This window comes from uncultured Chitinophaga sp., from assembly GCF_937898475.1.
Taxonomy (GTDB): Bacteria; Bacteroidota; Bacteroidia; order Chitinophagales; family Chitinophagaceae; genus Chitinophaga.
The window spans coordinates 71,055-95,737 of sequence record NZ_CALEJS010000015.1 but is presented as its reverse complement, the minus strand read 5'-3'; the positions used below and the strand labels follow the sequence as shown (position 1 = coordinate 95,737).

General features: G+C 50.8%; 14 protein-coding genes. 7 read left to right on the top strand and 7 right to left on the bottom strand.

What is annotated here, in order from left to right; all coding sequences use genetic code 11:
- Nucleotides 1-2 precede the first annotated feature (2 nt).
- Both Q0577_RS07535 and Q0577_RS07530 read left to right on the top strand, forming a co-directional pair.
- On the top strand, nucleotides 3-548 hold the full coding sequence (locus tag Q0577_RS07535) for a hypothetical protein (RefSeq protein WP_298734363.1): 546 nt from the start codon (nucleotides 3-5) through the stop codon (nucleotides 546-548).
- A gap of 163 nt (nucleotides 549-711) precedes the next feature.
- Nucleotides 712-1,494, top strand: coding sequence for a hypothetical protein (locus Q0577_RS07530; protein ID WP_298734362.1), 783 nt, complete (start codon nucleotides 712-714; stop codon nucleotides 1,492-1,494).
- 177 nt (nucleotides 1,495-1,671) lie between these two features.
- On the opposite strand, the gene Q0577_RS07525 is transcribed toward Q0577_RS07530, so the two are convergent.
- Together Q0577_RS07525 and Q0577_RS07520 are read right to left on the bottom strand one after the other, a co-directional pair.
- On the bottom strand, nucleotides 1,672-2,070 hold the full coding sequence (locus tag Q0577_RS07525; RefSeq protein ID WP_298734360.1) for a response regulator: 399 nt from the start codon (nucleotides 2,068-2,070) through the stop codon (nucleotides 1,672-1,674).
- A gap of 57 nt (nucleotides 2,071-2,127) precedes the next feature.
- Complete coding sequence (locus tag Q0577_RS07520; RefSeq protein WP_298734358.1) at nucleotides 2,128-3,018, bottom strand: DUF5694 domain-containing protein; 891 nt, start codon at nucleotides 3,016-3,018, stop codon at nucleotides 2,128-2,130.
- Nucleotides 3,019-3,216: 198 nt separating this feature from the next.
- On the opposite strand from Q0577_RS07520, the gene Q0577_RS07515 reads away from it, so the two are divergent.
- Genes Q0577_RS07515 through Q0577_RS07505 form a run of 3 tightly spaced genes read left to right on the top strand, consistent with a single transcriptional unit; the run spans nucleotide 3,217 to nucleotide 6,665 of the window.
- Nucleotides 3,217-4,242, top strand: a complete 1,026-nt coding sequence (locus tag Q0577_RS07515) for a histidine kinase (protein WP_298734356.1) — start codon at nucleotides 3,217-3,219, stop codon at nucleotides 4,240-4,242.
- Nucleotides 4,239-4,967: a LytTR family DNA-binding domain-containing protein gene (locus Q0577_RS07510; protein ID WP_298734354.1), complete on the top strand. Its 729-nt coding sequence runs from the start codon at nucleotides 4,239-4,241 to the stop codon at nucleotides 4,965-4,967. The genes Q0577_RS07515 and Q0577_RS07510 overlap by 4 nt, the downstream gene beginning before the upstream one ends.
- Before the next feature lie 21 nt (nucleotides 4,968-4,988).
- Complete coding sequence (locus tag Q0577_RS07505; RefSeq protein ID WP_298734352.1) at nucleotides 4,989-6,665, top strand: FAD-binding dehydrogenase; 1,677 nt, start codon at nucleotides 4,989-4,991, stop codon at nucleotides 6,663-6,665.
- A gap of 23 nt (nucleotides 6,666-6,688) precedes the next feature.
- Here Q0577_RS07505 and Q0577_RS07500 read toward each other — a convergent pair whose 3' ends face one another.
- Complete coding sequence (locus tag Q0577_RS07500) at nucleotides 6,689-12,532, bottom strand: SpvB/TcaC N-terminal domain-containing protein (protein WP_298734350.1); 5,844 nt, start codon at nucleotides 12,530-12,532, stop codon at nucleotides 6,689-6,691.
- Between the two features lies 1 nt (nucleotide 12,533).
- Nucleotides 12,534-16,232: a hypothetical protein gene (locus Q0577_RS07495; RefSeq protein ID WP_298734347.1), complete on the bottom strand. Its 3,699-nt coding sequence runs from the start codon at nucleotides 16,230-16,232 to the stop codon at nucleotides 12,534-12,536.
- A gap of 832 nt (nucleotides 16,233-17,064) precedes the next feature.
- Here Q0577_RS07495 and Q0577_RS07490 point away from each other — a divergent pair.
- The gene (locus tag Q0577_RS07490) at nucleotides 17,065-17,907 is read left to right on the top strand and encodes a dienelactone hydrolase family protein (protein ID WP_298734344.1); all 843 of its coding nucleotides are present in this window, start codon (nucleotides 17,065-17,067) and stop codon (nucleotides 17,905-17,907) included.
- A gap of 77 nt (nucleotides 17,908-17,984) precedes the next feature.
- On the opposite strand, the gene Q0577_RS07485 is transcribed toward Q0577_RS07490, so the two are convergent.
- Entirely contained in the window at nucleotides 17,985-18,881 is an 897-nt protein-coding gene (locus Q0577_RS07485) for a helix-turn-helix transcriptional regulator (RefSeq protein ID WP_298734343.1), read from the bottom strand.
- Nucleotides 18,882-19,049: 168 nt separating this feature from the next.
- On the opposite strand from Q0577_RS07485, the gene Q0577_RS07480 reads away from it, so the two are divergent.
- Complete coding sequence (locus tag Q0577_RS07480; protein ID WP_298734340.1) at nucleotides 19,050-19,454, top strand: cupin domain-containing protein; 405 nt, start codon at nucleotides 19,050-19,052, stop codon at nucleotides 19,452-19,454.
- 9 nt (nucleotides 19,455-19,463) lie between these two features.
- Here Q0577_RS07480 and Q0577_RS07475 read toward each other — a convergent pair whose 3' ends face one another.
- Nucleotides 19,464-21,251 carry a RagB/SusD family nutrient uptake outer membrane protein gene (locus tag Q0577_RS07475; protein ID WP_298734339.1) on the bottom strand — a complete coding sequence of 596 codons (1,788 nt, stop codon included), beginning with the start codon at nucleotides 21,249-21,251 and terminating at the stop codon, nucleotides 19,464-19,466.
- 24 nt (nucleotides 21,252-21,275) lie between these two features.
- Nucleotides 21,276-24,647 carry a TonB-dependent receptor gene (locus Q0577_RS07470; RefSeq protein WP_298734336.1) on the bottom strand — a complete coding sequence of 1,124 codons (3,372 nt, stop codon included), beginning with the start codon at nucleotides 24,645-24,647 and terminating at the stop codon, nucleotides 21,276-21,278.
- Nucleotides 24,648-24,683 lie beyond the last annotated feature (36 nt).

The following is a 24,683-nucleotide window of genomic DNA, read 5'->3' as shown; positions in this document are numbered from 1 at the left end:
AAATGGAAAACAACAAAAAGACAAAAGAAGAACAGCAATTGTCAGCAGCCGATGTTGAGAGAATGGAGATATTGTTGAAGTCCAGGTTGAAAACCGGAACCCAGTTAACTATTAATTCGGAAACAGGCGATTTGAATGAGATAAATGAACTACGTGAATTAATAGGCACTCCATTTGAGAACCCCGATGAAAAGTACAACCTGTATTACAGAGGCATCAGAAAACTTCTGCTGGACCACTTACCGAAAGGTAACGACAACAAAGAAATGCGGGAAATTATCTATGATGAGAAGAATATTTTTCTTAATCAAGGCAAAAGAAAATCCGATAACAACGGTATCAGGAAATCGGATGGAAGGATGACTTATCAGCCACTTATGAATGAATTACTAGAAATTATTGTTAAATGGGTAGCTGATTCACAAAATCCTTTTGACCTATACAGGGAGTTATATGATCTTAATGAGCGTCATGGTTATGGTCATGAAGAATATGATCCCTCCGTTAAAGCCGTTGCCCAGGCAATGCTAAATATAAGCAGAAAATAAAGTGTACTATCTTCAATAAAGATGAAGCCCAAGATGAATAGTTAACCACATAGCCCCATTTTCCACCACAGGAATATGATTAATTTCATACGGGACATGTTAATATCTTTTGTAGATTGCCTTAATCATTAAAAACCATTGTTTTGTTTGCAAAATATATTTTATGGCAAAACTTGAAAAAGATTTCGAATTTAAAGGCAAAAGTGTGTACCGAATGAAAGGATCTGACGAGTTGATTGTGCGAAAAAAGGGCGGCCCCAAGCCTGAACAGGTATTAACCTCCCCACGTTTTGAGCGGACACGTGAAAATGCGAAGGAGTTTCAAGGTGTTCAAAAGGCCGTCAGCGCCATCAGGTTCCCACTGATCACAATCAAACATCTTGCAGACCATAATTTTACATTAACACTTACCAGCATCTGCAAAAAGATCCAGGCAATGGATACCGCCGGAAAGCGCGGACAACGCAGTATTTTCCTTTCACAGCAGCGTTTTATGCTGAAAAATTTCTGGCTGAACAAAAGGCATCCTTTTCCGGCTATTGTAGCGGGAGCGGTGAACTGCACCCTTCACCGCGAAACGAAAAGCGGTGTTATACAGTTGCCCATGCTAATACCGGGCGTCAACCTGCATTTACCCTGGAAACAACCGCTCTATCGCTTTAGTCTGTCGCTGGGGTTAATATCCGACGTTGTTTATGAAAATGGGGAATATATTGATAACCAGTTTGATAACCGGGCCATTAGCGCGCACGATACGGCATGGCATGTTGCCGCTGATCCATTTCCTGCAGCAAAACTGGAACTACCGCTGAATATGCCGGATGACCTCAAAGATTCCCAGACGCTGGTATTGGCCATTGGTATTGAAATGGGTACCCCAGACGCCAGCGGCGAGATAACAACAACAAAGTATGCTGGTTCTGCGTGCATCTTTGCTTTAGGCTAGTCCTTATCCGCTATACCGGCAGCGTCCTGGTAATGATATGGCAGCGCTTAAAAGAGCTACTATATCGCTACTATATCGCTACTATATGTCTACTATATTACAAAAAGATAACCCCATGACATATGGATACGTCATGAGGTTAGATAATCATGGGGGTTAAGCAGGTACAATATGTATTTATGCCTCCCTTTTCCATCCCGTTACCAAGTGAATGGCCCTGCATAACTGTGAACGGGTAAATGGTTTTTCGAGGAAGAGATCTGCGCCGTTTTCCAGGGCAACATCCTTCGCGGCGGCATCCATCCCTGATATCATCACCACCTTTGTTTCCGGGTGTTTATTTTTTATTGAACTGATAAAGTCGATGCCGTAACCATCTGGCAGGCGGTTGTCCATCAGGACCAGTGCGGGGGTATTTTGTTGAAAATATTCCACAGCTGCGGACAAAGTCTTTACGTGTTCTATCTCCAAATCCTCATCATTCAGCAGGAGGTTGATCAGCAGGCACATCTCGCCTTCGTCCTCTATAATCAGCAGTTTCTGTCTCAGCGCGGTAGAAGTAGTTGTATCTAGCATAGTAATATGATTTTACGTGTTTACGGGGATGTACCTAAAAAAATCATACCAAAAAGATTACCGTACACCGGCCTTACGGACCAGCTCCCTTAATTCCACCACCTCAAACTCCGGCGATGCGGAAAAACAATGCTTCAGTATGGGTATGTGTCCGTTGCCGAATAATACGATGATCCGGTCGTTCACCGTTGGTCTGGTTTTCAGGATGTTGTTAAAGATCCGCAGGTTACGGCTGTACCACCACATGGCCAGCAGGTCTGGTCCGCCGTTGCCAACGGTATTGAATCCGCTGGTAAGATACGCCCCATGCATCCTTCTCAGCACTTCATCATCCGCCATCAGCAGGAAACTTTCCAGGATGGTGTTCTGCACTTCTGCGGCGTCTCCCTCGTCATAGAAACGGGTGTAGCGTTGTCCCATTATATTATCCCGCAGGGTATCAACAGGCTGCTGATCGCGCCGGACACTGTCTATTATGGGAGATTTCCGGTATTGCTCATTAGCGAAACTGGATGCATCTGCCGCATACACTTTAGGCAGCTGTAATTCTTTTGACAGGCGAAAGGCCAGCTGGTCTATCTCGTTGCGGCGCAGCTGATGCTGCCCTGCTAAATAAGCATTGTACAGTGAATCGACGAAGGCCTGGCTGTGTTGCTCCACATATATACGGGTGGGTTTGAAAACTGTCAGCACATCCAGCAGCTGGCGGATCTCCCGCTGCCGCTGATCAGAGAGCACATCCATCATATGTGTGCTATCCGTTTTATGCTGGTCAAGATTGGGATAGCCGAAATGGAAGCTACCCAGCAGCAACACTTTTACCGGGGGCGCAGCGGGATCAGTGAGTACTTTATCGGGCCGCAGCTGTTCCAGCTTTTTCCAGTCTACGGTTTGTGCTGATACGTAAGCATTAAAGCAGACCAATAACACGAAGGGAAGTAATTTCATAGTAAATTATTTTCGGACAAAGTAATGATGGCCTGCCTGCTTATCCTGCTGCGATCTGCTAATACCGCGGTTCCGTCTGCAAGCGTAGCGGTGCACCGCCCTACCCGTTGGAAGATAAAAAGCGGGGATTTGAAGACAAATCCATACGGTAAGGACTTTCTTAGCGGATATTTTCCGTAACTGCCATAGATTTGGGTAATGGGCAAACATGTAACACGCATTATCCTGATCTATACAGGATTTTGTTTCCTGCGGGAGATGGGCTTCAGGGTACCCCTGCTGATCCGCGGCCTGCCTGCCTTTCCTGACTGGCAGGATTCGGCGGGCATACTGCTGGCCTTATCAGGCTTTTTTATTTTTATGTTGTATCCTATCAGTGCGTATGTGGTATTCAGCAGGTATTTCCGGCCCCGGAAAAGGAAAGCTTTCCTGTACTGGTTCCTGTCTTTTTCCTTCATTATCTTCATCCGTTATGGCGTGGAGGAACTGATCTTCCCGGGCCTCTTCCAGTTCCGCAATTACAATGAGAACACTTCCCTGGTGTACTATTATGTGGACAATGTGTTTTATGCATGCCTGTATTCGGCGATAGGCGCAGTTTATTTCTTTGTGCAGCGCGACCGCGAACACCAGCTGGAAGCCGCCCAGCTGCAGCTGGCGGGCAAGCAAACGGAGTTGTCGTTTCTTCGCTCGCAGATCAACCCGCATTTCCTGTTCAACAACCTCAATAATATTTACTCGCTGGTATATCACCAGTCTGACCAGTCTTTAAACGCCATTGCCAAACTATCCGACCTGCTGCGTTATATGCTGTATGACAGCAATGAAAAAGTACCCCTGCAGAAGGAGCTGGACTACATCCACAAATACCTGGAACTGCAGCAGATGCGCTTCGGTATGCAGGCGCCCGCGCATGTTGAGATAAAAGGAGAAGCAGGCAACGCGGGCATCCCTCCCCTGCTGCTGATCCCTTTTGTGGAAAACGCATTTAAGCATGGCGATATGAAGAACGGCAATACGATCCTTATCCGGCTGCATACAGATGAGGCCATGATCCGCTTTACCGTGATCAACACTATCGGCCAGCAGCAGAAAGACAGCGGCGGCGGTATAGGCCTGGAGAATGTGCGGCGGCGGCTGGAATTATTATACCCGGGCCGTCATACTTTGCAGGTACAGAAAACAAGGGATATATTTGAAGTTCAACTGGAGATCCCAAGATGACAACAACCCGCGTGATAAATTGTGTAGTAGTGGATGATGAACCACCGGCCCTGCAGCTGATCGCAGACTATGTGCAGCGAACGCCTTTCCTGCAGCTGACCGGGCAAACCACCGATCCCATGGCGGCTATCGACCTGGTACAACAGGGCGCGGCGGAGCTGCTGTTCCTTGACATCCAGATGCCATCGCTCACGGGGCTGCAGCTGATGAAGGTGATCGGCCATAAATGCAAGGCCATCCTCACCACCGCCTACCCGGATTATGCACTGGACGGCTATGAGCTGGATGTGATAGACTACCTGCTGAAACCCATTACTTTTGACCGCTTCCTGGTAGCCGCGCATAAAGCCCGGGAAAGGCTGTCGCCCGCCGTTATTGCGGAGCAGGCTGCGCCCGTCATCCCTTCTTCTCCTGCCTACATCTTTGTGAAAACCGAATACAAAATACAAAAGATCGACCTTGCCGATATCCTTTACCTGGAAGGCCTGCGGGATTACGTAGCCATCCATACCCGTAACGGTAAGGTGCTTACCCAGCAAAGCATGAAGAGCTTCCAGGAACAGCTGCCGGAAGATAATTTCATCCGGGTGCATAAGTCCTATCTCATCGCGATTGACAAGATCCGGTTCATTGAGCGGAATCGTGTCGTGATCACGGATACGTATATCCCGGTGGGAGAAACTTACCAGGAGGCCTTTCAGCAGAAGCTGAGGATAAGAGGTTAGCAACATTCACTCATTCCACTTATGAAAACAGGCACAGACACCATCATCATCGGCGCAGGGCTATCAGGCCTGGTGGCCGCTACCGAGCTGGCAGACAAAGGCATCAAGGTTATACTGTTAGACCAGGAAGGAGAACAGAGCCTGGGCGGACAGGCGTTCTGGTCTTTCGGAGGACTCTTCATGGTAAATACCCCTGAGCAAAGACGAATGGGCATTAAAGACAGCCTGGAACTGGCGCTGCAGGATTGGATGGGAACGGCATCATTTGACCGCCCGGAAGATCACTGGCCCCGTAAATGGGCCGAGGCCTATGTACATTTTGCGGCAACAGAGAAATACAGCTGGCTGCGCGGATTGGGACTTCGCTTTTTCCCGGTGGTAGGATGGGCGGAAAGGGGCGGCTATGGCGCTATCGGGCATGGCAACGCTGTACCACGCTTTCATGTAACCTGGGGTACGGGCCCGGGTGTGCTGGCGCCTTTTGCAGCACGTGCAAAAGAAGCCGCCGCTAAAGGGCTGATACAATTCAAATTCCGTCACCGGGCAAATGAACTGGTAATGGAAAACGGTGCGGTAAAAGGTGTTCGCGGGGTTATACTCAGTCCCAGCAATGTGCAGCGCGGAGAGAAAAGTCCGGATACCATTACCGGTGATTTTAACTTTGCGGCATCAACGGTGATCATTACTTCCGGCGGCATTGGCGGCAACCAGGAACTGGTGCGAAAGAGCTGGCCTTCCAGCCTGGGAAAAGCGCCTGCCCACATGCTGTCTGGTGTGCCTCAGCATGTGGATGGCCGTATGCTGGGTGTTGCGCAGCAGGCGGGCGCCCGCCTTATAAACCCCGACAGGATGTGGCATTATACAGAAGGGATCAAAAACTGGTCGCCTATATGGGAACAGCATGGTATTCGCATACTGCCAGGCCCCTCTTCCCTGTGGCTGGATGCCACCGGTAAACGCCTTCCTCCTCCCCTGTACCCGGGGTTTGATACGCTGGGCACACTGCAGTACCTGATGCATACCGGTTACGACTACTCGTGGTTTATTCTCAACCAGAAGATCATAAAAAAAGAGTTTGCCTTATCGGGATCGGAGCAGAATCCAGACCTTACCAATAAACAATGGAGCCAGGTAATAAAACGCGCCATAGGTAAGAAAGCCACCGGTCCGGTGGAAGCGTTCAAAGAAAAGGGAGAAGATTTTGTTGTAGCGGATAACCTGCGCGAACTGGTAGCTGGAATGAACCGTTTAACGCCGATGCCCTTATTGAATTTTGCCGATATCGAAAGGGAGGTTACCGCCAGGGATGCGCAGCTGGATAATAAATTCTGTAAGGATCTGCAGATAGCGGCCATTCGCAATGCGCGCCGTTATGTGGGGGATAAACTGATCAGGACAGCGCCGCTGCATAGATTGCTGGATCCTGGCGCAGGTCCGCTGATAGCGGTGAAACTGCATATCTTAACCCGTAAAACATTGGGCGGACTGGAAACCAACCTGGATGCACAGGTGTTGGATGAGCGGGGTGAACCTATCGGCGGGTTGTATGCGGCGGGTGAAGCAGCCGGGTTTGGCGGTGGCGGGATGCATGGGTACAGGGCGCTGGAAGGGACGTTCCTGGGAGGGTGTATATTTTCGGGGAGGGTGGCGGCGAGGGCGGTTTGTGCTAAAAAGGGCCGCAAAACTGCGGCCCTCTGAGCATGTTCACACTATCTCTATAACTATGAGCATCCTCCGCCTCTTTCAACAGAATGGGCGCCGGCTTCCAATGGATTGCCATATCCTTTATTGGGGCTGGCGGAAAAGAAGCAGCTGCCCCAGTCCTTACTGCCGCCAATGGCGCCACTGATCATACCATACAGGCCGCCTACCAGCCATCCGGGTATGAACCAGTCGCCAAGGATTGTATACTGGCGGGAGTGGTATAATTCATGTTCAAAAGATGGGCTGCTGGTATTGCCTTCCCAGATATTCACGGTAGCGCCTAAGGTAACGGCAGAGAAACCGCTGGAAGATGGATCATACTCAAAGGCGATCACACCGCCTTTGAACCATTCCACATCATTCCAGGCGCCAAAACCGGTACCAAAACCGCCGATGATCAGGCCAGCGGAAGAAGTGATGGGCGAGCGCGCAAATTTGATGGCAAAGCTGATGAAGCCCAGCAGGCGCTCTCCGAACGAATCTCCCATGGAGGCCTTGTCTAATCCGCCGCAGATGGCAGGTCCGGCTATCATGGCGATGCCGCTGAAAACGGCAAAGCCCAGGCCGAAGGTGTTGTAGCCAAACCAGAGGGATACGGCGCCCACCACGCCGGACCACAGCATTTCTGACACGGAAAAGTCGCCACCGCTCACGGCCCAGTTAACAATGTATCCCACTACACCGGCTACAAAGCCGATGGCGGCTGCAATGGCATCGTCAATACCGAACCACAACCCAAAGGGATCGATCATATTGACGGGGTTATTGAGCACATATACATACAGCTGCAGGCTGCGGGGCGCCTTGAAGAATTTCTCCGGCTGCTGTTCCAGGAAATACGGATCCGGTGTGAGGAAACTGCCCAGTGAAGGCAGGTAGTAACGTCCTCCGAAAAATACCAGGTCTGGTAATGTATCGTATTTCTTACCGGAAAAGTTTTGCGGGGCGGATAAAGCCGCACCAAAAGCCATTTTCCCAAATGCGTAGTATTGCTGCTCACTCATCAGCGCGCCGGTTTGCAGGTGGCTTTCCGCTACATGACTGCCCAGGTGATCTTTATGGAACACCACACCGCCGTTGTTGGCGCGTATCATGGCCACCACACCGGTTTCGTCGAATATATAGCGGTTTCTTTCACTGCCTTTGACGGTATAGATATCGTCAAAATTGTAAAGCCTTTCCGTATTACCGCCAGCAGTGGTGGTGGTCAGCACACGGGAACCCAGGTGATCATATAAATAACTGATCACCGTACCGTTTTGGTGAGTTACTTTCACCAGCTGGTTCCTGGCATCGTATTCCATTACCGTATCCGGTGTATGAGTAAGATTGCCGGCGGCATCATACTGGTACAATTGCGCCGGCTGCCCACTGATGCCCGTCAGCCGGAAGGGATGCTGTGCATCGCTACGCTGCAGCTGATCTGCGCCGAATGTTTCGGGATAATGGGTGAGATTGCCCTGCTCATCATAACTGTAGCTGTGATCGTAGTTACCATTGGAAGTAGTGCCGGTAGCACGTAACAACTGATCCAGCTCATCGTACACGTAGGACCTGGAATGTTGTATATGTCCAGGTGCATTGGCAGCATCGGTGATCTTTGTGATCAGGCCTGTTTCGTTGTAGTCGTATGACAGGTGCTGATATTTCACATTACCATCGGGCGATGTTGTTTTGATACTGTTTAAGCGAAAACTGCCCGGGTCATAGCTGTATTCGGTAAGCACTCCGCTGGCGTAAACGATCCGTGTACGCTTACCCGTAGGCCCGTATTCCATCCTGCTGATAATACCCGGGATGGAATCGATCAGCCCTCCCCGGCTATATAGGATCGAGGCTTCAAAACCATCCGGGTATTTTATTTTGGTATACCTTTTCAGGTTGTCTGTTTCATATTCCACTTTCATAGGCTGGGCCAAACCCGGGTAGCTGCGGGTTTTTGCCTTGAGACAGCCGCATTTGGAATAGCTGAACTTCACTTCGCCGAAACCGCCGCTTACCCTGGTAAGCTTACCCAGGGTGTTCTGTTCTCCCGGATCGCCGCTATCGTAGGTATAGGTTTCCATGAGCGTGCCGCCGCTGCCGCCGAAATGTACGGTGAGCAAACGTCCCATTACATCATAGGTGTTATACACGGATGCGTTCTTGCCATCCTTTCTTTCCACCAGGTTATCTGTGGCATCATAAAAACAGGTGTAGTTACCTGCGTCGCGATAAGCAGAGCGGACACGCCTGCTGAGGCAGTCAAACGTATTATCCACAAAGGTGCTGTTGTTGATCCTTACCTGTACGCGGTTGCCCAGCGCATCGTAGGTATAGCGTGTAATATACTGGCTGTTCTGCTTTCTTTCCACGATGGCGGTAAGCCGGTCTTCGGCATCCGTCCATTCTGTTTTCGGGGTATTGAAATTATTGTTGCCCGCTACCGCTTTCAGATCCAGCGGGTCGGAAAAACTGCGGGAAAAAGGACTGAACGCCGTAACGTAGGTTTGCCTGTTCCAGTCGGTTCGCCGGGTGCTTCTGCCCAGGGCATCATATTCATAAAGGGTGAAAACATCCTCATTGTCCTGGTCTGCTACAGAAAAGGCCATGTTGCTGGAAAAGTAGGGCTGGTATTCCTTTTTCGTCAGTCCTTTGGGGTTATATTCTTTTTTACCGGTTACGCTTACCTTATTGTCTTCCGCTTCGGCGCGTACCTGTAGCTTTTCTCCCAGGCCGTCAAAGTATTCTATGCGGCGGGTTTGTACGCCGCCTTTTTCCGTGCGGGTGAGGGTGGTCTGCGAACGTTGTCCCGGCGTATGATTATACTGATACTGTACATAAGGCAGGCCGGGCAGATCATCATGACGGTAAATACCGGTGAGTTGTCCGGCCTTATCAAATTCATAGCGCTGCTCTACATCGTTGGGATCCCTGTAGGATATGATGCCGCCGTACTTGTACTCGTAGCCCATTTTGATGAGCAGGCCGTTGGATTGTTCAACCTGTACGGGATACAGCTGGAAATTATCGAAGACCATCTTCGTCAGTAGTCCCAGTGGATTCTTTCGTTCAATGGTGTTACCGGCGGCATCTGTTTTCTGCCGCAGGCGGTCAACAAACCAGGCATCTCCCAGTTCTGCATCGTTTGCCTGTATGTAGCCCAATGCCGCCATGTTGGGCGGCGCAGCGCCGTACACCTGGTTAAAGGCAGCCGTGCTCATTACCAGGTTGCGTTCACGGGTAAGGTTGCCTTTGGTTACCTGTTGTTCCGGCAGCCCTTCAAACTCCGGACCATCATAATACCAGATGGTAGCTTTCAACACCTTGTTGTTCCCATCGCGGATGGTTTCACGGCTTTTAAAGGCAGTGATACGGCCGGCGGACTGTGCGTAGGTGGTAGTTGTTTTAAGCTGCTGCTGTTGCTCCTGCCCCTGGTCGTTCTGCCAGGTGGCGGTCTTCACTTCTCCGGTCAGGTTACCGGCGGCATCATAGCTGCAGGTTTTCTTTACTTCGCTCCATGCTGCGGTGCGTTCATAGTTGCGGCTGACGAGGGTTTGCCGGGCAACGAAATGAATGTTCCTGCCATCGGGCGCAGTGGCCACTTTCTTAACGTTGTATACAATCTCTTCGGCTTTATAAGGCAGCTTGCTTTGCGGACTGCCATCTTCCCCGAAGATCTGCGTTAATATTGGCAGTCCTTTCAAAAAGGGATCCGTATTGTTGAAATAAGATACTGAACGATTGGGCGCAATGGTTTCATCGCCGCTCTCTATTCTTTCTGCTTTGGCAAAGCCGCAGAACTGCCTGGATTTACTATCGAAATGCCCGTTGTAATAATTAAAGGTACTCACGCTGACCACACCGGTGGAAGGATCGGTATTGGTGAGCTGCTTCACCACGGGCACCGGGAATGGAAGGAAGCAGGTCTTGTTCAGCAGGGGATCCGTATGATCGCGCTGAAAGGATGTGGAGCTGCCGTGTTCAATCTTTGTAGTGATGCCGGTATTCCCGATGATGGTATGCAGCAGGTAGGGTTTCTTACCGCCGCAGATATCCATATAACGGTAAGCGGCTTTATTGCGCAGGGCTTCGTCATAGCTCCATAGTATGCCATTGGTACCGGCGCCTTTCATATCGGCTATTACGATACCTGCGTTGGCAACGGGCGGAGTACCGGCAATGGTAATGGGATCGCTGAATTTGCGGCCGCCCTGGTTGATCCAGCAACAGATACGGTCATGATCAACATATACAATGTCCATGGCGCCGCTGCCATCTATATCCACGAAGAACAAACGGGCGGGATCGTAGTTGCGGGGCAGCTGCGGGGCATTGGCCATGCGTTTTACTTTTCCCCATTTACCATATCCCAGGTTGGGCCAGTACAATACGCGGCCGCTGTGGATCTGCACCAGGTGTGTACGGCCATCGCCAACAATATCGGCCATGCGGATATGCGGGTCGTCGAGGTTCACTTCGGGCTGGTCTGCTGCACCAAAGGTTCTTTTCACGATCATGGGCTGAACGGCCCATCCCTTTTCCGCCTTGTTGAAATAATAGTAGAAGGACTTGCCATCGCTGTACATCATGTCTACCCGGTTGTCGCCATCCAGGTCTACCAGCTTTGTCTGCGGACTACCCACCGGAACGTTGGGGCTTTGCCGGTAGCTGATCTTTTGTCCCCAGCCGCCACCGGGCAGGTTGGGAAAATAGCCGCCTGACTGCTGGCTGCCAATCATGAGGTCTGCCGTGCCATTGCCTTCCATATCGCCAAACAGCAGGTTATCGTCACTCAGATCCGTATGCAGGGGAATGTCTCTCAGTGTATACGGCGTTCCCCATTGCAGGTTGCCTTTGTTGGGCCAGAACCTGGCCACACCGTTGGCAATCTCCATAACGCCCTGCAGCCCCGTTCCTTCAAAGTCCAGCAGGCTGACATCCGGACGTAAAAGAGAGGGCGGTGCGCTGCCGCCGGCGCTGGAAAAAAGCTCCAGCTTTTTCCGAGCAGGATCAAAATGGTGATAGTCAAACGTAATAGGTGGAAAGGGAATCTCTTCCGTGGTATTGTTCTCCTTGTGCAGCGCTACCAGTTCGGCTTTCTGCAACAGTGAGATCTCACTGTACGGCGCCTGTGTGTAAGTAAAGCGGTATTGCTTTATCGGCGTAAGCACCGGCTGCAGCAGGTCTACCTGTATAGAAGCACAGCGCAGGGCGGTCTTCACTTCGAAGCCGTTGCGATAGCTGCAATACTCATCCAGCCTGAATTCGTAGTTGAACACTACCTGGTAGATAGCGTAGGAGATCTTTTTGATATAGACATTGCCGCCGTTGGAAACGTATTCATAACGGATGGTATTACCATTGCTGTCTGTCATCTGGTTCAGGAACCAGGCATGGGTCTTTTTAACGCCATTATCCATAAACACCATCCTGGCATCTGTGGTAGTGCCCAGCTGCAGCAGGCTGCCGGATTTGGTTTGAATTTCCCATCCGGCGGGTGTTTTCTTAATCACGGAAAATTCATTCTCTGTTAAAGGCTGGTAAATATTATTGCCCATGGGCACCAGTTCGCGGCCTTCAAACAGGAAGATATCTGTATCATCATTGAAGGTGGGCAGCCTTTTGTCTGTGCTGCGCGCAATAGCCACCATGTCTACGCTCCAGCCCATACCAAAGGGGCCGTTACCTTTACCGGTACTATATTTCAAGGCAAGACCGGGCGTAAAGTTATTGACGCCTTTAGGCAGTTTGATGGGTACCTGGTAGGAACCTGTACCGGTGCCGAGATCTGTTTTAAAGGCTTCGTCAATTGGCTGCATGCTACCGCCGCCGGATGGCAGCGGCAGCACATCCGTTCCTATTCCTGATGTCTTTGCCATATTATAATCCTTTATAAGTGAAGGAATATTCAAGGAACAGGAAAAGGTCCCTGATCTTTGATCTGTCTAATCCCGGGTTATCAGCATCTGAGAGCTGGATGGTCCATTCCTTGTTCACTTCCTTATCGATGAATGCATTCAGCGGGTTAGCAGCATCTGCCTTGTCTGATCTGATCACTCCATCGGCGCTGGTAGTGGCCTTTGCGCTGAGGGCTTCCTGCTGCACCGTGAATTTCAGGTTACTGGCAGGCATACCTTCCGTGACCACTTTCAGCGAGATGTTCTTCACCAGCTGCTTTGTTTCATTGTAGGCAAAATCAGTGGCCTGCAGCAGGCATTTCAGTTCGCCGGTGTCAATGAAACGGTAGTACTCATCCGGGAAAACGATGCGGAAAGGCAGGGCCATATTCTTCGCGCCTGTTTTAGGCAGGGTGGCCCTGATATTATTTTCCAGCAGCTGATCATACTGCGCCGTATAGTAGACGATCATCTTTACATCAGAGATGGTCTGGTAGTTGAGGTCATTGGCTGCCATGGGAATATCCAGGGTCCAGCTGGTGGCCACGCCGCAATTCTCGAACACGTCCAGTACGCGCTGATCGGGCTGGAACACCACGATATCGGCACGCGGACTGTAATTGGAAAGATACAGTGTTTCATGCGGCTGGATGCGGAAGAACAGGTCGCCATTCTTTTTCCGGTCGCGTGAAATGCCGGAGTTCTTCAAAGTACCATGCACACCACCCGGCGGGATGAGCCCTTCCACCACTACTTCTATCTTCCTGATCTTCCGGAGATAAGCACCCGGGTAAGCCAGGTCAAAATCAGACAGGGAAGTTTCAAACTGCAGCCTGCCCGTGTTCTTGAAAGTGGTCTGGAAACCGGTGGGGTTCAGCGCTGCGAGAGAGAACATTTGCTTAATGGGGATGTCTTTGGATTTGGAATTATTGATGCGGTCCACCGTAAAATAGTTGATGTCGTTCAACAGGTAATCCGCGCTGAGCAAACCGGAAATGATGTTGGTATTATAATCACTCTTGATGGCATTCAGTGCGCGGCCTGTTTCCAGTTCATAGGCCTTCTGCATTTTCTTTGCAATGCCGATGGCGCGTTGCAGGTAAGTTTTGGAGATGAACAACATGCGGGCGCCCAGCTGGAACCATACTTCCGGTGTGAAGGTCTGTGATTCAAAACTGTCCAGCAGCTCGCGTGAATGTTTTTCATTCATCTGCGCGATCTTCTGCTGTTGTACGGCCACATCCACATTCACCTGTGCGGCTTGTAGCTGGGCATTGGCCAGCTGCATACCGGCATCCAGTTCGGCGATGTTACGATCCATGTTGGAGAGCTCCATTTCCCTGGACAGCATCCCTTTTCTCCAGGCGGCATCTTCCATTACCTTATAGGCATCACTGCCGGAGAGGGTAACATCTTTACCCTGTGAAGGGCTGTAATACGTGTAGGAAACGCTGTAACCTTCCGGTCCGGAGGCAAATACAGTAGCGGCTTCCAATGCCGTTATCTCGTAGCTCACATCTGCATACTGCTGTTTCTGGTCTTTGGCATTCTGCAGGCGGGTGGCTGCCAGCTGTGCATTTTCCTGGTTAATATCCAACTCTGCCTGGGCGTATTCTACCTGCTTTTTCGCGAGGTCTACCTGGGCTTTGCTGAGTTCAACGGATTGCTGCAGTTGTTCCCGGGTCATTTCTTCATCTTCACCACGGGCGGTGAAATTGATGTATTCCCTTTCTGCCTGGATGGCCTGTTCTGCAAAATAGGTAGCTACACTTTGCAGGAAATCAAATTTAAAGATGGGGAAATAATTAGCGGGGAAGCCAAAGTAATCCAGTCCTGCGTTGATCATCCGCAGCCGGTTCCTGGCATCGAGCACTATATTGATGGCATCCGGGTTCAGGGTGGAAGCATCCGGGTCTGCAATGGCAGCGATCAGGGCGCTAACCTGGTCGCCATATACCTTCAGCTTTTCTTTATACAGGGGGGATGCGGGTGCTTTATCATCAGCGGTGATGATGTTCACGTAGGTATCAAATGCTTTCTGCACCTCATCATTTTTATAGTGTGCATTGCCCCATTCCAGGTAGTTGCGCGCTATCCTGATCCAGAGGGCGGGCACTTCGATGGAGGTGTTGATGTATTGATAGGCGGATGCGGTCTGGTACTGTGATAGTGCTTTCTGGTATTCACCAAGATGGTGATGGCAGTCGCCTATACATACAGGCAGCTGGTACAGGTACATGTGCGGCAGGTTCACGGCCAGGTCGGTAATGGCGTTGTAGCCGATGTTCACCACGGCCAGGTCTTTCAGGTCTACCCGCTGGGCGTAGTAAGTGTTTTTCACGCTCTGCAGATCAAGTCCTGCTTCCGCTGTCCAGTTGAATTGCATGGTTTGCGCGCCGCGTATCACGCCCAGTTCCTTGGCGGCGATTTTCTGTTCTTTTTCGATATTACCTTCCAGTGGTTGTGTGATCCAGCCATCGCCTTTGTTAGGCATGCGGAATACTACGCCGCCGCCGTTCTTACCAGCAAGATCATAGATCGTATCCGGCTTGGTGGTAGTGCCCAGCTGTACGGCGTGTACGGAAGCGCTTTTCACAGCCTTGGATCCCATGGTGGCGCCAATGGGACCGTCGCCATCTGTAAATACACCGGGAGCAGCGGTAGTGGCAGCGGCTCCGCCAGCTGTAGCGGCGGTAGCGGCAGCGGTGGCAGCCGGTTGTGCTACGGTGCTGAAAGTGGCGGCTACGGGTGCGGTGGCAGCAGCGGCGGTAGAGATAGCGGCAGCCGCCAGTTCCGCAGACGAGCTTCTGAGCAGTGCCGCAGAGAGATCGGCGGAATGTAACACGGCGCTGGCGTCTTTACTCATGGTGGCTGCTTCGCTGGCTTTGCCTTCCTTGTTGAGGATAGCGGCCATATTGAGTTTTGCCTGCCCCTCGCCTACTGCATCGTTTGCGTTCTTAAATCCTTCTGCCGCGGCACTCAGCAACTGCTGGGCGGCGCCCAGGTCGCCTTTCTGGATCTGCACCGCGCCCAGGTTCATCTGCAGGGATGCTTTTGCGATCTTTGCATCGGGCGAATCGGCATTGCCCAGGGTGTCCAGTCCTTCTTTGAAGAAGGCCTCCGCCTGTTTCCAGTCGCCGCTCTTGGCAAATTCGAGGCCTATCATGGTGGCGTCCCTGGCATCTTTCAGCATTTTGTCGCCTGCATAGTGCACTCCTGCCCCATCGTACAGTTGCGCATACTTCTGTGCATCGGCAGGTAATGATTTCATGCTTACATAGCTCACCGCGGTCTGAATATTTTCCGGCGGCAGGGATATCGCCATTTCTCCGCCGATCTTGAGGATAGGATCGAACAGCTTGTCATTTACGGGTATGGCGTGCACGGCTTCATAAATGTACCAGGGCTTGTAAGAGGGATATAACAGCTGGAACACCAGGCCCTGGACATACTGGTAGGTTTTCAGTGCTTCCTGGAATTTCTTTTTGTAGAACAGGTTGTTGGCTTTGGCGAAATTCAGCTTGATCTCACTCAGCTTCACCTGGTTCTTGGTTTCCGTTTTCTGATAGGCGCCTTCCTTTGCGGCCAGCTCCAGCCATTCTGTGTGTTCTGCAAGGATCATGTCGTAGCTGGCGCCTACATAATGCAGGGTATTTACATTTTCCAGATACTTGGTTGCCATAAGAGAGTGATTTTTGGAGTTAAGAAAATAAGGATACGATTGAAAAGGAATACTGCTACAGATCAACCGTATACAACACAGGTTGCTGACAGCTGTTCGCACGACAATCCGTTCTTGATAATTTGTATTTGCTGGTTGTTATTAAAGCACAAATTTCCCTTGCATGGTGAGGGAAATAGCTATGGGGTTATGTTTTACCAATTATGTGAATAAACACCTTTCGCACAACTAAGCTAAAGAATAATTTCATTCCCTGCAAAATAAAATCCGGGAAAGCTGCGATGGCGGCGGGTTGGAGCGGATGAGAGCAGGCACGGCGGTGATGACAAGGTGAAATGGGATAAGGGGTTATGAATTAGGGGAAATGATGAATGTTCTTTTGTTGTTATAATAGTGGAGTTTCTTTTAGCAGGTTTTCAAACACGGGATGGCGAGGAGGCTGGCAAACAGGTGTGCTATCGCGTCATTGCGAGGAGGTGCGGAGGAAAGTGCGTGGCGCGACGAAGCAATCTTTTTACTTCCCATAGTTTTTTGTTTTAAAAGATTGCTTCGGCCCGGCTCCCCGCATGGGCCCTTCGGGCTTCGCAATGACGGAAGATGAAGACCTGTTTGCCAGATAAAAAATTGCTTCGTGGCGGCTCCTCACTGTGCTATCAGCTCCCCGCAATGACGGAGGATGAAGGCCTGTTTGCCGTTACAAAATGTAAAACGAACAATCAAACAATGCAAAGTAAAAAGTCTAAAATGTCAGCGGTAAGATGTCTTTTTATTATCATGAAAAAGCACGACATTTACACCGCGAATGGAGAGCGATTTAAACATCAATGAATATATGAAACGACAAACCTTGCTTTTTACCTGTTTAGTGGCGGCAGTGATCGGATCTGCTGCATGCAATAACCCATCCGCTTCCAGTGAAACAGCTGCGGATACAACGGCTGTACCGGAAGTAAAACTGAAAGAGGAAGCGGTTACCTACAAAGATGATACGAGTACCCTGATCGGTTATGTGGTATACAATGAGGCTTCAGATGCAAAACGTCCGGGCGTATTGGTGGTGCCCGAATGGTGGGGACTGAATGACTATACGAAAAGCCGGGCAAGGCAGCTGGCCGAACTGGGTTATGTGGCCCTGGCGGTAGATATGTATGGTAACGGTCTGCAGGCGCCAACGCCCGATGAAGCGGGTAAGGCTGCCGGCGCTTTCTATAACAACCCGGGCCTGATCAAATCGAGGATGGCTGCTGCGCTGGCAGAGCTGAAAAGCTTCAGCCAGACAGATACCGGCCGCGTGGCCGCAATCGGTTATTGTTTTGGCGGCGCTATGGTACTGAATGCTGCTAAAATGGGCCTGCCCTTTAATGGAGTGGTGAGCTTTCATGGCAGCCTGGCTGGCGTGAATCCCGATAAAGACCTGCTGAAGGCAAAGATACTGGTGTGCCATGGCGGTGACGATAAGTTTGTTTCTGCACAGGAAGAGGCGCAGTTCAAAAAAGGACTGGACTCTATCGGGGCAGACTACACATTCAAGACTTATCCGGGCGCAACACATGCATTCACCAACCCGGCCGCTACGGAGACCGGCAAAAAGTTCAACATGCCTATCACTTATAATGCAGCGGCAGACAGTGCTTCCTGGCAGGATATGAGAACTTTCTTTGCACGTATATTTTAATACAGCTTACTACCACTAACCCAATAAACGATGGAAGGCAGTACGGTAAAACGTACTGCTTTTCTTTTACAGGGCACTCAGTTCAGCGACCTGTATTCATTGGGCGTATACCCCACCCTTTGCTTAAATAAGCGGGTAAAATGCTGCTGGTACTTAAACCCCAGCTCAAAGGCGATCTCCCCTACTGATTTACTGGTATCAAATATCCTTTCCTTGGCAACGCTGATCAGTTTCAGCTGGATATACTCCTGTGCCGATTTGCCGGTTTCCTTTTTGATCAGGTCTCCAAAATAATTGGGAGACAGGTTCAGCTCGCCTGCGCAATAACTAACAGACGGCAGGCCGAGATTCTGCGGCCGGTCTGACTGAAAATAGTCATTCAGCAAGGTTTCAAAACGCGCTAAGATCCCCTTATTGGTGTTATCGCGGGTAATGAACTGGCGGTCGTAAAAACGCACGCAGTAGTTCAGGAACAGTTCAATATTGGCGGCAATCAGTTTTTTGCTGTGCTTATCAATGGCATGTTCCAGCTCATAGCGGATCTTAAAAAGGCAATCCAGTATGATCTGCCGCTCGCGCTCGGACAAATGCAGCGCCTCATGCACATCGTAGGAAAAGAAGGTATAATCGTTGATATGGCGGCCCAGGGAGGTGCCGTGGATCAGGTCCGGGTGAAAAGCCAGCGAGTATCCCTTTGGCTGGTATACCTCGCCATTATCTTCAAAACCAATTACCTGGCCGGGGCCCATAAACACCAGGGTACCTTCCTCATAATCGTAATAATTGCAGCCATAGCGTAAGTCGCCACATTTCACCTCCTTCAGGGAGATGATATAAAAGCCCAGGCTCATCCGCATCTGGCGCTTTGGGGGGGTGTTAGAAAAGTCGATCACGCTCACCAGGGGATGCAGTGTTTCCTGGCCGTTTATAGCATTGTAATCGCTGATGGTATCCAGTTTCAGTATTTTATCCATATACTACTTATTCAGACCATTCAAAGTTACTGGTTTAACGGATGTTAACTGCATTTGGGGGCCCGGATCAGTGATATTGGTAAATATTACCGTAATTGATATACCTGGTATGCAATGATTCCGCCAGACCTTTGCATTGAATCCGTTTATCAGCACAAAACGAACAACATGACTTCGATATTAACCAAAGAAGCGCCACCCACCGAAGCCAACTTTACCGGGGAGGTATGGGTGAACCTGGTGGTGGCGCCTGAAGACGATCTGAACATCGTAATAGCCAAAGTAGGCTTTGCACCCAAAGCGCGTACCCATTGGCATAGCCATGCCTATGAGCAGGTACTGGTGGTGACGGACGGCATTGGCTATTACCAGGAATCCGGGAAATCCATCCATGTCATCAGGGAAGGCGATGTGGTAAAAATACCGCAGCACACCCTGCATTGGCATGGCGCCGCGCACAACAGCAGCATGACGCATATGGTGATCGCACCGGCCAACGAATTTGGCGCCGTTTGGATGCGGCCCGTGACCAGCACAGAGTATAACGCTACTCCCGGCAAAGGAGACAACTAACAGCTTCCCTTACCAGCCCGGATTCTGTACCAGCTTTTTATTACGGTCTATATCAAACTGCGGGATGGGGAAAAAATAATGTTGCCGGGTGAAAACCCGGGTTTCAAAAACGGTTCTTTTATAGAAACTCAGATCCTGTACCTGGTTACCGGCGTCCACATTCATCCCGTAAAAGCGGCCGCCATCTGTCTGCATTGCAATATTCCATCTGCGCGTATCGAAATAACGGTGACATTCAAATGCCAGCTCTACCCGGCGTTCCTGGCGGATGCGCATGCGCATTTCCTCCTGCGGCAGGCCGGCGGGTAAGGCAGGGATGCCTGCTCTTTCACGGATCGCATTCAGATAGGTAAGAATGTCCGGATGCCCCGGCTGCGCTTCATTCAGCGCCTCTGCATAGTTCAGGTAGATTTCTCCCAGCCGGAAGAGTACCAGCGGACGGGCCACCGATCTGCCCTGCCGGGGATAAGTGTCTGGATGATAATTCTTTCGCACCAGGTAACCCGTGCGGGAATAATCATAGGAGCCCTGTTTGCCGGTATTACCGGTGTTATACAGCTCCACTGTTTTTGCACCTTCGCTGGTATTGAACCAGGTCATACCGTTATAGGTGATGCAAACATAAAAGCGCGGCTCGCGGTTCACGTACATATTATAGGTACCTGCTTTGGTGTACTTTGTATCTGTGGCTGAAAAACCGTCTTCCACATATCCTGATCCCGGTTCATTGATCATCTTGCCATTGGCCATATGAAAGGCATCCACGATCTGCTGGGTAGCGGCTATACCACTCCAGCCGCCGGCAAAACGCGGGGAGCAATGCACTTCCCATCCGTAGGCATCATTTCCGCCGCGGGCAAAGATGGTTTCCTTATTCCAGGGATCCAGCAGCACATCGCGGCAGGAAATAAAGGGATCGAAATTACCGGCGGCATCGTTCTTTTTCAGCAGGCTGAAAATGCCCAGGTCGATCACGGCTTTGGCGGCATCTGCGGCCTGCTGCCATTTGGCAGGATCCTGCTGCTGGCTGATGAGGGGCTTGCCGTCCAGGTTTTTGAAGGCGGCGTAGGCGGTATTGCCGTTCACCAGCGGACTGGCAGCATATAACAGGAGGCGTGATTTGATGGCCATCGCAAATGCCCTTGTAACGCGGCCGTATTCTACCAGGTCTGTCTGCTGCAGGGGAAGATCCGCCCCTGCCCTATCCAGTTCCGTGCTGATGAAATTTACGCATTCATCATAAGCACTGCGGGGTATCTGTGTTTCCTCAAAGGGCACATCAGGCGGTAATGTTTTTTCACCCAGCAGCGGTACGGGGCCATACTGGCGTAAGAGACAGAAATAAAAGTATGCACGCAGCAGCCGGGCTTCTGCCTTGTATTTGGTGAGCAAAGCCTGTCCTTCGGGCAGCGCCAGTATCTCCACGCATTTGTCTGCATTCTCAATGAAATAACTGGCAGAACGGATGCCCTGGTAATAGTGCGTCCAGAAATCATAGAAGCCCGAAGTGGGGTCCCAGCTGCCGATGTTGATGAAGTAGCTATTGTACCCGTTACGCGCCCAGGTCATGTCTGCTTCATCAGAGCAGCCCAGCCAGGGATTGGATTCCCACTGGTTGCTTTCATCGCGGATGCGGTCATAGATATTGGCCAGGTATTGTTCAAGGGATCGTCTCTTGGAAAATACTTCATCAATGGTGATACGATCATCAGGCACCTGGTCCAGGAAGCCTTTCTTACAGCCTGCCGTCAGCAACAAGGCTGTTAACAGTAATGTATACAGGTGGCAATATTTCATACGAATGATTTTTAATGTGCGTGATCAGAACTGCAGGGAAACACCCAGGTTATAGGAAGTGAGCTGCGGGTATTGTGTGCCCCTGCCCTGGTCCAGCTCAACATCCCACAGCTTGAATGAGCTGATGGTAAGTACATTGTAGCCCAGCAGGTAAATACGTGCGCGATGCACACCCACCCGGTTCAGCCATTTGGGTGGCAGCGTATAGCTCAGTTCCAGGTTCTTGAGGCGCAGGTAGCTGGAATTCTTGACCCACCAGGTGCTTTCCTTGTAGTTGTCGTTTACCACACCAAAAGACAGGCGGGGATAGAAAGCATGCGGATTGGGATTTTCCGGCGTCCATCTGTCGGTGATCACGCTCATGAGGTTACCGCGGTTACCTCCCTGTTCAAAAGGAATAAAGCCTTCGCCATAGGTATAGGTATCTACATTGGCTACGCCCTGGAAGAAGAGGCCCAGTGCCACGTTCCTGTAAGCCAGGTTTAACCCGAAGCCATATACGATCTCCGGTACGGCGCCATAGCCCACCGGGTACTGGTCATAGGAATTGATCACCCCATCGCCGTTGATGTCTTTGAATTTAATATCGCCGGGCCTTACATCGCCCGTTTGTTTCGGGCTCCTGAGAATTTCCAGTGAGTCCTGGAAAAGGCCTTCGGCGATATAGGCAAAACGCTGGCTGATCTTCCGGCCTTTTCTTTCCAGGTAGGGATACGCCCAGGGTGGCAGATCGTCCTCTATCACCTTGTTCTTGTTGAAAGTGAAATTGCCTTTCAGTCCTACCATCAGCGCTCCTACCTTCATATTAAAATCAAGGCTGGCATCAATGCCTTTGTTCTCTGTTTTCCCGAGGTTGCCGTAAGGGTTGCTTCGCAGGCCCAGCATGGCCGGGATGGAGGAACGCCTGAGGAAAATATTGTCCCGTTTCTCGTGGAAGAAATCCACCTGGATGTTCAGGCGGTCTTTAAGGGTAGTGAGTTCTACGCCCAGGTTGGTTTTGCGGGCGGTTTCCCAGGTAACGTCTGAAGCATATTCTCCAATATCGTATCCGTCCCCATAATTATTCTGTCTTTCATTACCATAGGCATAGCCGTTAGTCCCCGCCACGGTGGCAATGTAGGCAAAGCGACGTCCTTCAATTTCACCGTTGCCAACGAGGCCGTAGGAGAAGCGGAATTTCAGGAACTGTATCACTCCCGCTGCCGGCTGCATGAATTTTTCGCTGGAAGCAATCCATCCCAGCCCTGCGGAAGGAAAGAAACCGTAGCGGCGGTTGGGAGAAAATGTTTCTGAGCCGTTATACCCGAAATTGGCTTCAAAGAGATAGCGGTCGTCAAAGGAGTAGGTACCTCTTCCCGCCAGGCCCCGCTGCCGCCGTGGAATAGAGGCGATGAAATCATCCTGGAAGGCGTCTACCTTATCGCTCTGGTTATATAACAGTAAGCCCCCTACGCGATGTTTTCCGAATACATTTTCATAGTTCAGGGCTGTTTCGGTATAGAACTGGCGGTTACCGCCATTGCCCCTGCTGAAGTTCAGGTAATTGGTGCCGATGCGCGTTTGGCGGTATTCCAGCTCCCCTTCGCTGTTTCGGCCGGTGGCCAGCCAGGTATCTACTGATTTGGTGCGGCGCAGGTTGTGCTGGTTATAGGTATCAAAAGAGAACATGGTGGTAAAAGACAGCCCCTTCAGCAGGAAACCCAGATCCTGCCTCACGCGGGCATTGGAAAAGATCTGGTTGCGGAATTCTGTGGCAAAACCCGACTGTGTGAGCTGATCATAGGGGTTGTTCACGGAGGAACCATCCTGCAGTGCGGGGATCTTTCCATCCGGGTAACGTACAGGGAATACCGTAGGCGGTGTAGACAATGCAGAACCGAATATACCGGCGGTAGAGGTGCCCGGGTAGTTGCCATTACCAATGTATCCCTGCACGCCAAATTCCAGTCTTGTAGAAGCGGTGACTTTCAGGTTCAGGTTAGTGGTAAAATTATACCGGGTGAACTTGATAGCAGAATTATACCTGGCCAGTTCGTCGCGTTTGAACAGACCTACTTCATCGAAATAAGACGCGGATACATAAAAACTGGCGGCATCAGAACCGCCCTGTATATTCATGTTGGCGCGCCTGTTGGTACCGAACCTGTTGAAGATCTCCCTGATCCAGTTCACGTTGGGATACAGGTATGGATCTTCTCCGCTGGCCGTTTTCTGTATGGTCTCTTCGGAATACTGCGGTGTGCCGCCGCGGGTGGTAATGGCTTCATTGGCCATCTGCATGTAGGTAACGCCGTCAGCATATTCGGGCAGGCGGGTAAACGCTGTCACGCCGGTGTTCAGGTCTACATTGATCTGTGTTTTCTGCGACTTACCTCGTTTGGTAGTGATCAGTATCACGCCATTGGCGCCTCTTACGCCGTAAACAGCAGTGGCAGATGCATCTTTGAGGATATTGAAACTCTCGATATCCTGGGGGTCAACATTGGCGAAAGGCCGTTCTACACCATCCACCAATACCAGCGGGCGGCTGTTGGTAAAAGTGGATATACCGCGTATCCAGATCTGGGCATCATCATAACCGGGCTCCCCGCTGCGCTGCACGCCTACGATGCCTGCCAGGCGGCCCGCCAGCAAGGTGCTGAGGTTGCGCACGGGTTGTTTCAGCTCTTCTACCTTTACACCGGATTGTGCGCCGACCAGGCTTACTTTCCTTTGTTTACCGAAGCCTACTACCACTACTTCATTCAGGCCGCCTTCCTCCGCTTCCAGTACCACTTCCAGGTCTACCCGGTTACGTACGCTCAGCTCCTGCCGTTTATAGCCGATGAAGGAAAATTCCAGTGAGCCCAGTGGGTCTACGTCAATTGTAAAGCGCCCGCGTTCATCGGTGATGGTGCCCTTTTCTGCCTTTATCACTCTCACGGTTACACCGGGCAGCGGGTTACCGATACCATCGCGCACGACGCCATTTACTTTTATCTCTGCACGTGTTGTTTTTTCTTTGACATTAGGCTGGCCCGAAGCGGAAGCCGGAATGATCAGGTATTGCAGCTCGTGTGTTTTGCTGAGCTGCAGGTGATGTGCGGCCAGCGTTTGTTCCAGGCGGGCGATGAGCCGGCTGCTTTCCAGCTGCAGCAGCTGTGAAGACACTTTAATATCTTTCAGCTGGGCTTCGTTATAAATGAATTTCAGGCGGTGTTTCCGGTAGATCTGTTCGAGGGCGGTCTTCAGGTCCAGCTTTGCAGCTTTGTCCCGCTGTGCAGGCAATGCCTTTTCCCGGCCGGGTGTATCGTTCTGCGCGTAGGCTGTCTGCGCATTCGCTTCGGGCGGGATGATGCTCAGGCAAGAGCAATAGATTCCCAGGCCCCCTAGTAGATAACGTAGAGCTTTTTTCATAACGGAAAATTTTGTTCACTTAAGGATGTGCGGCGA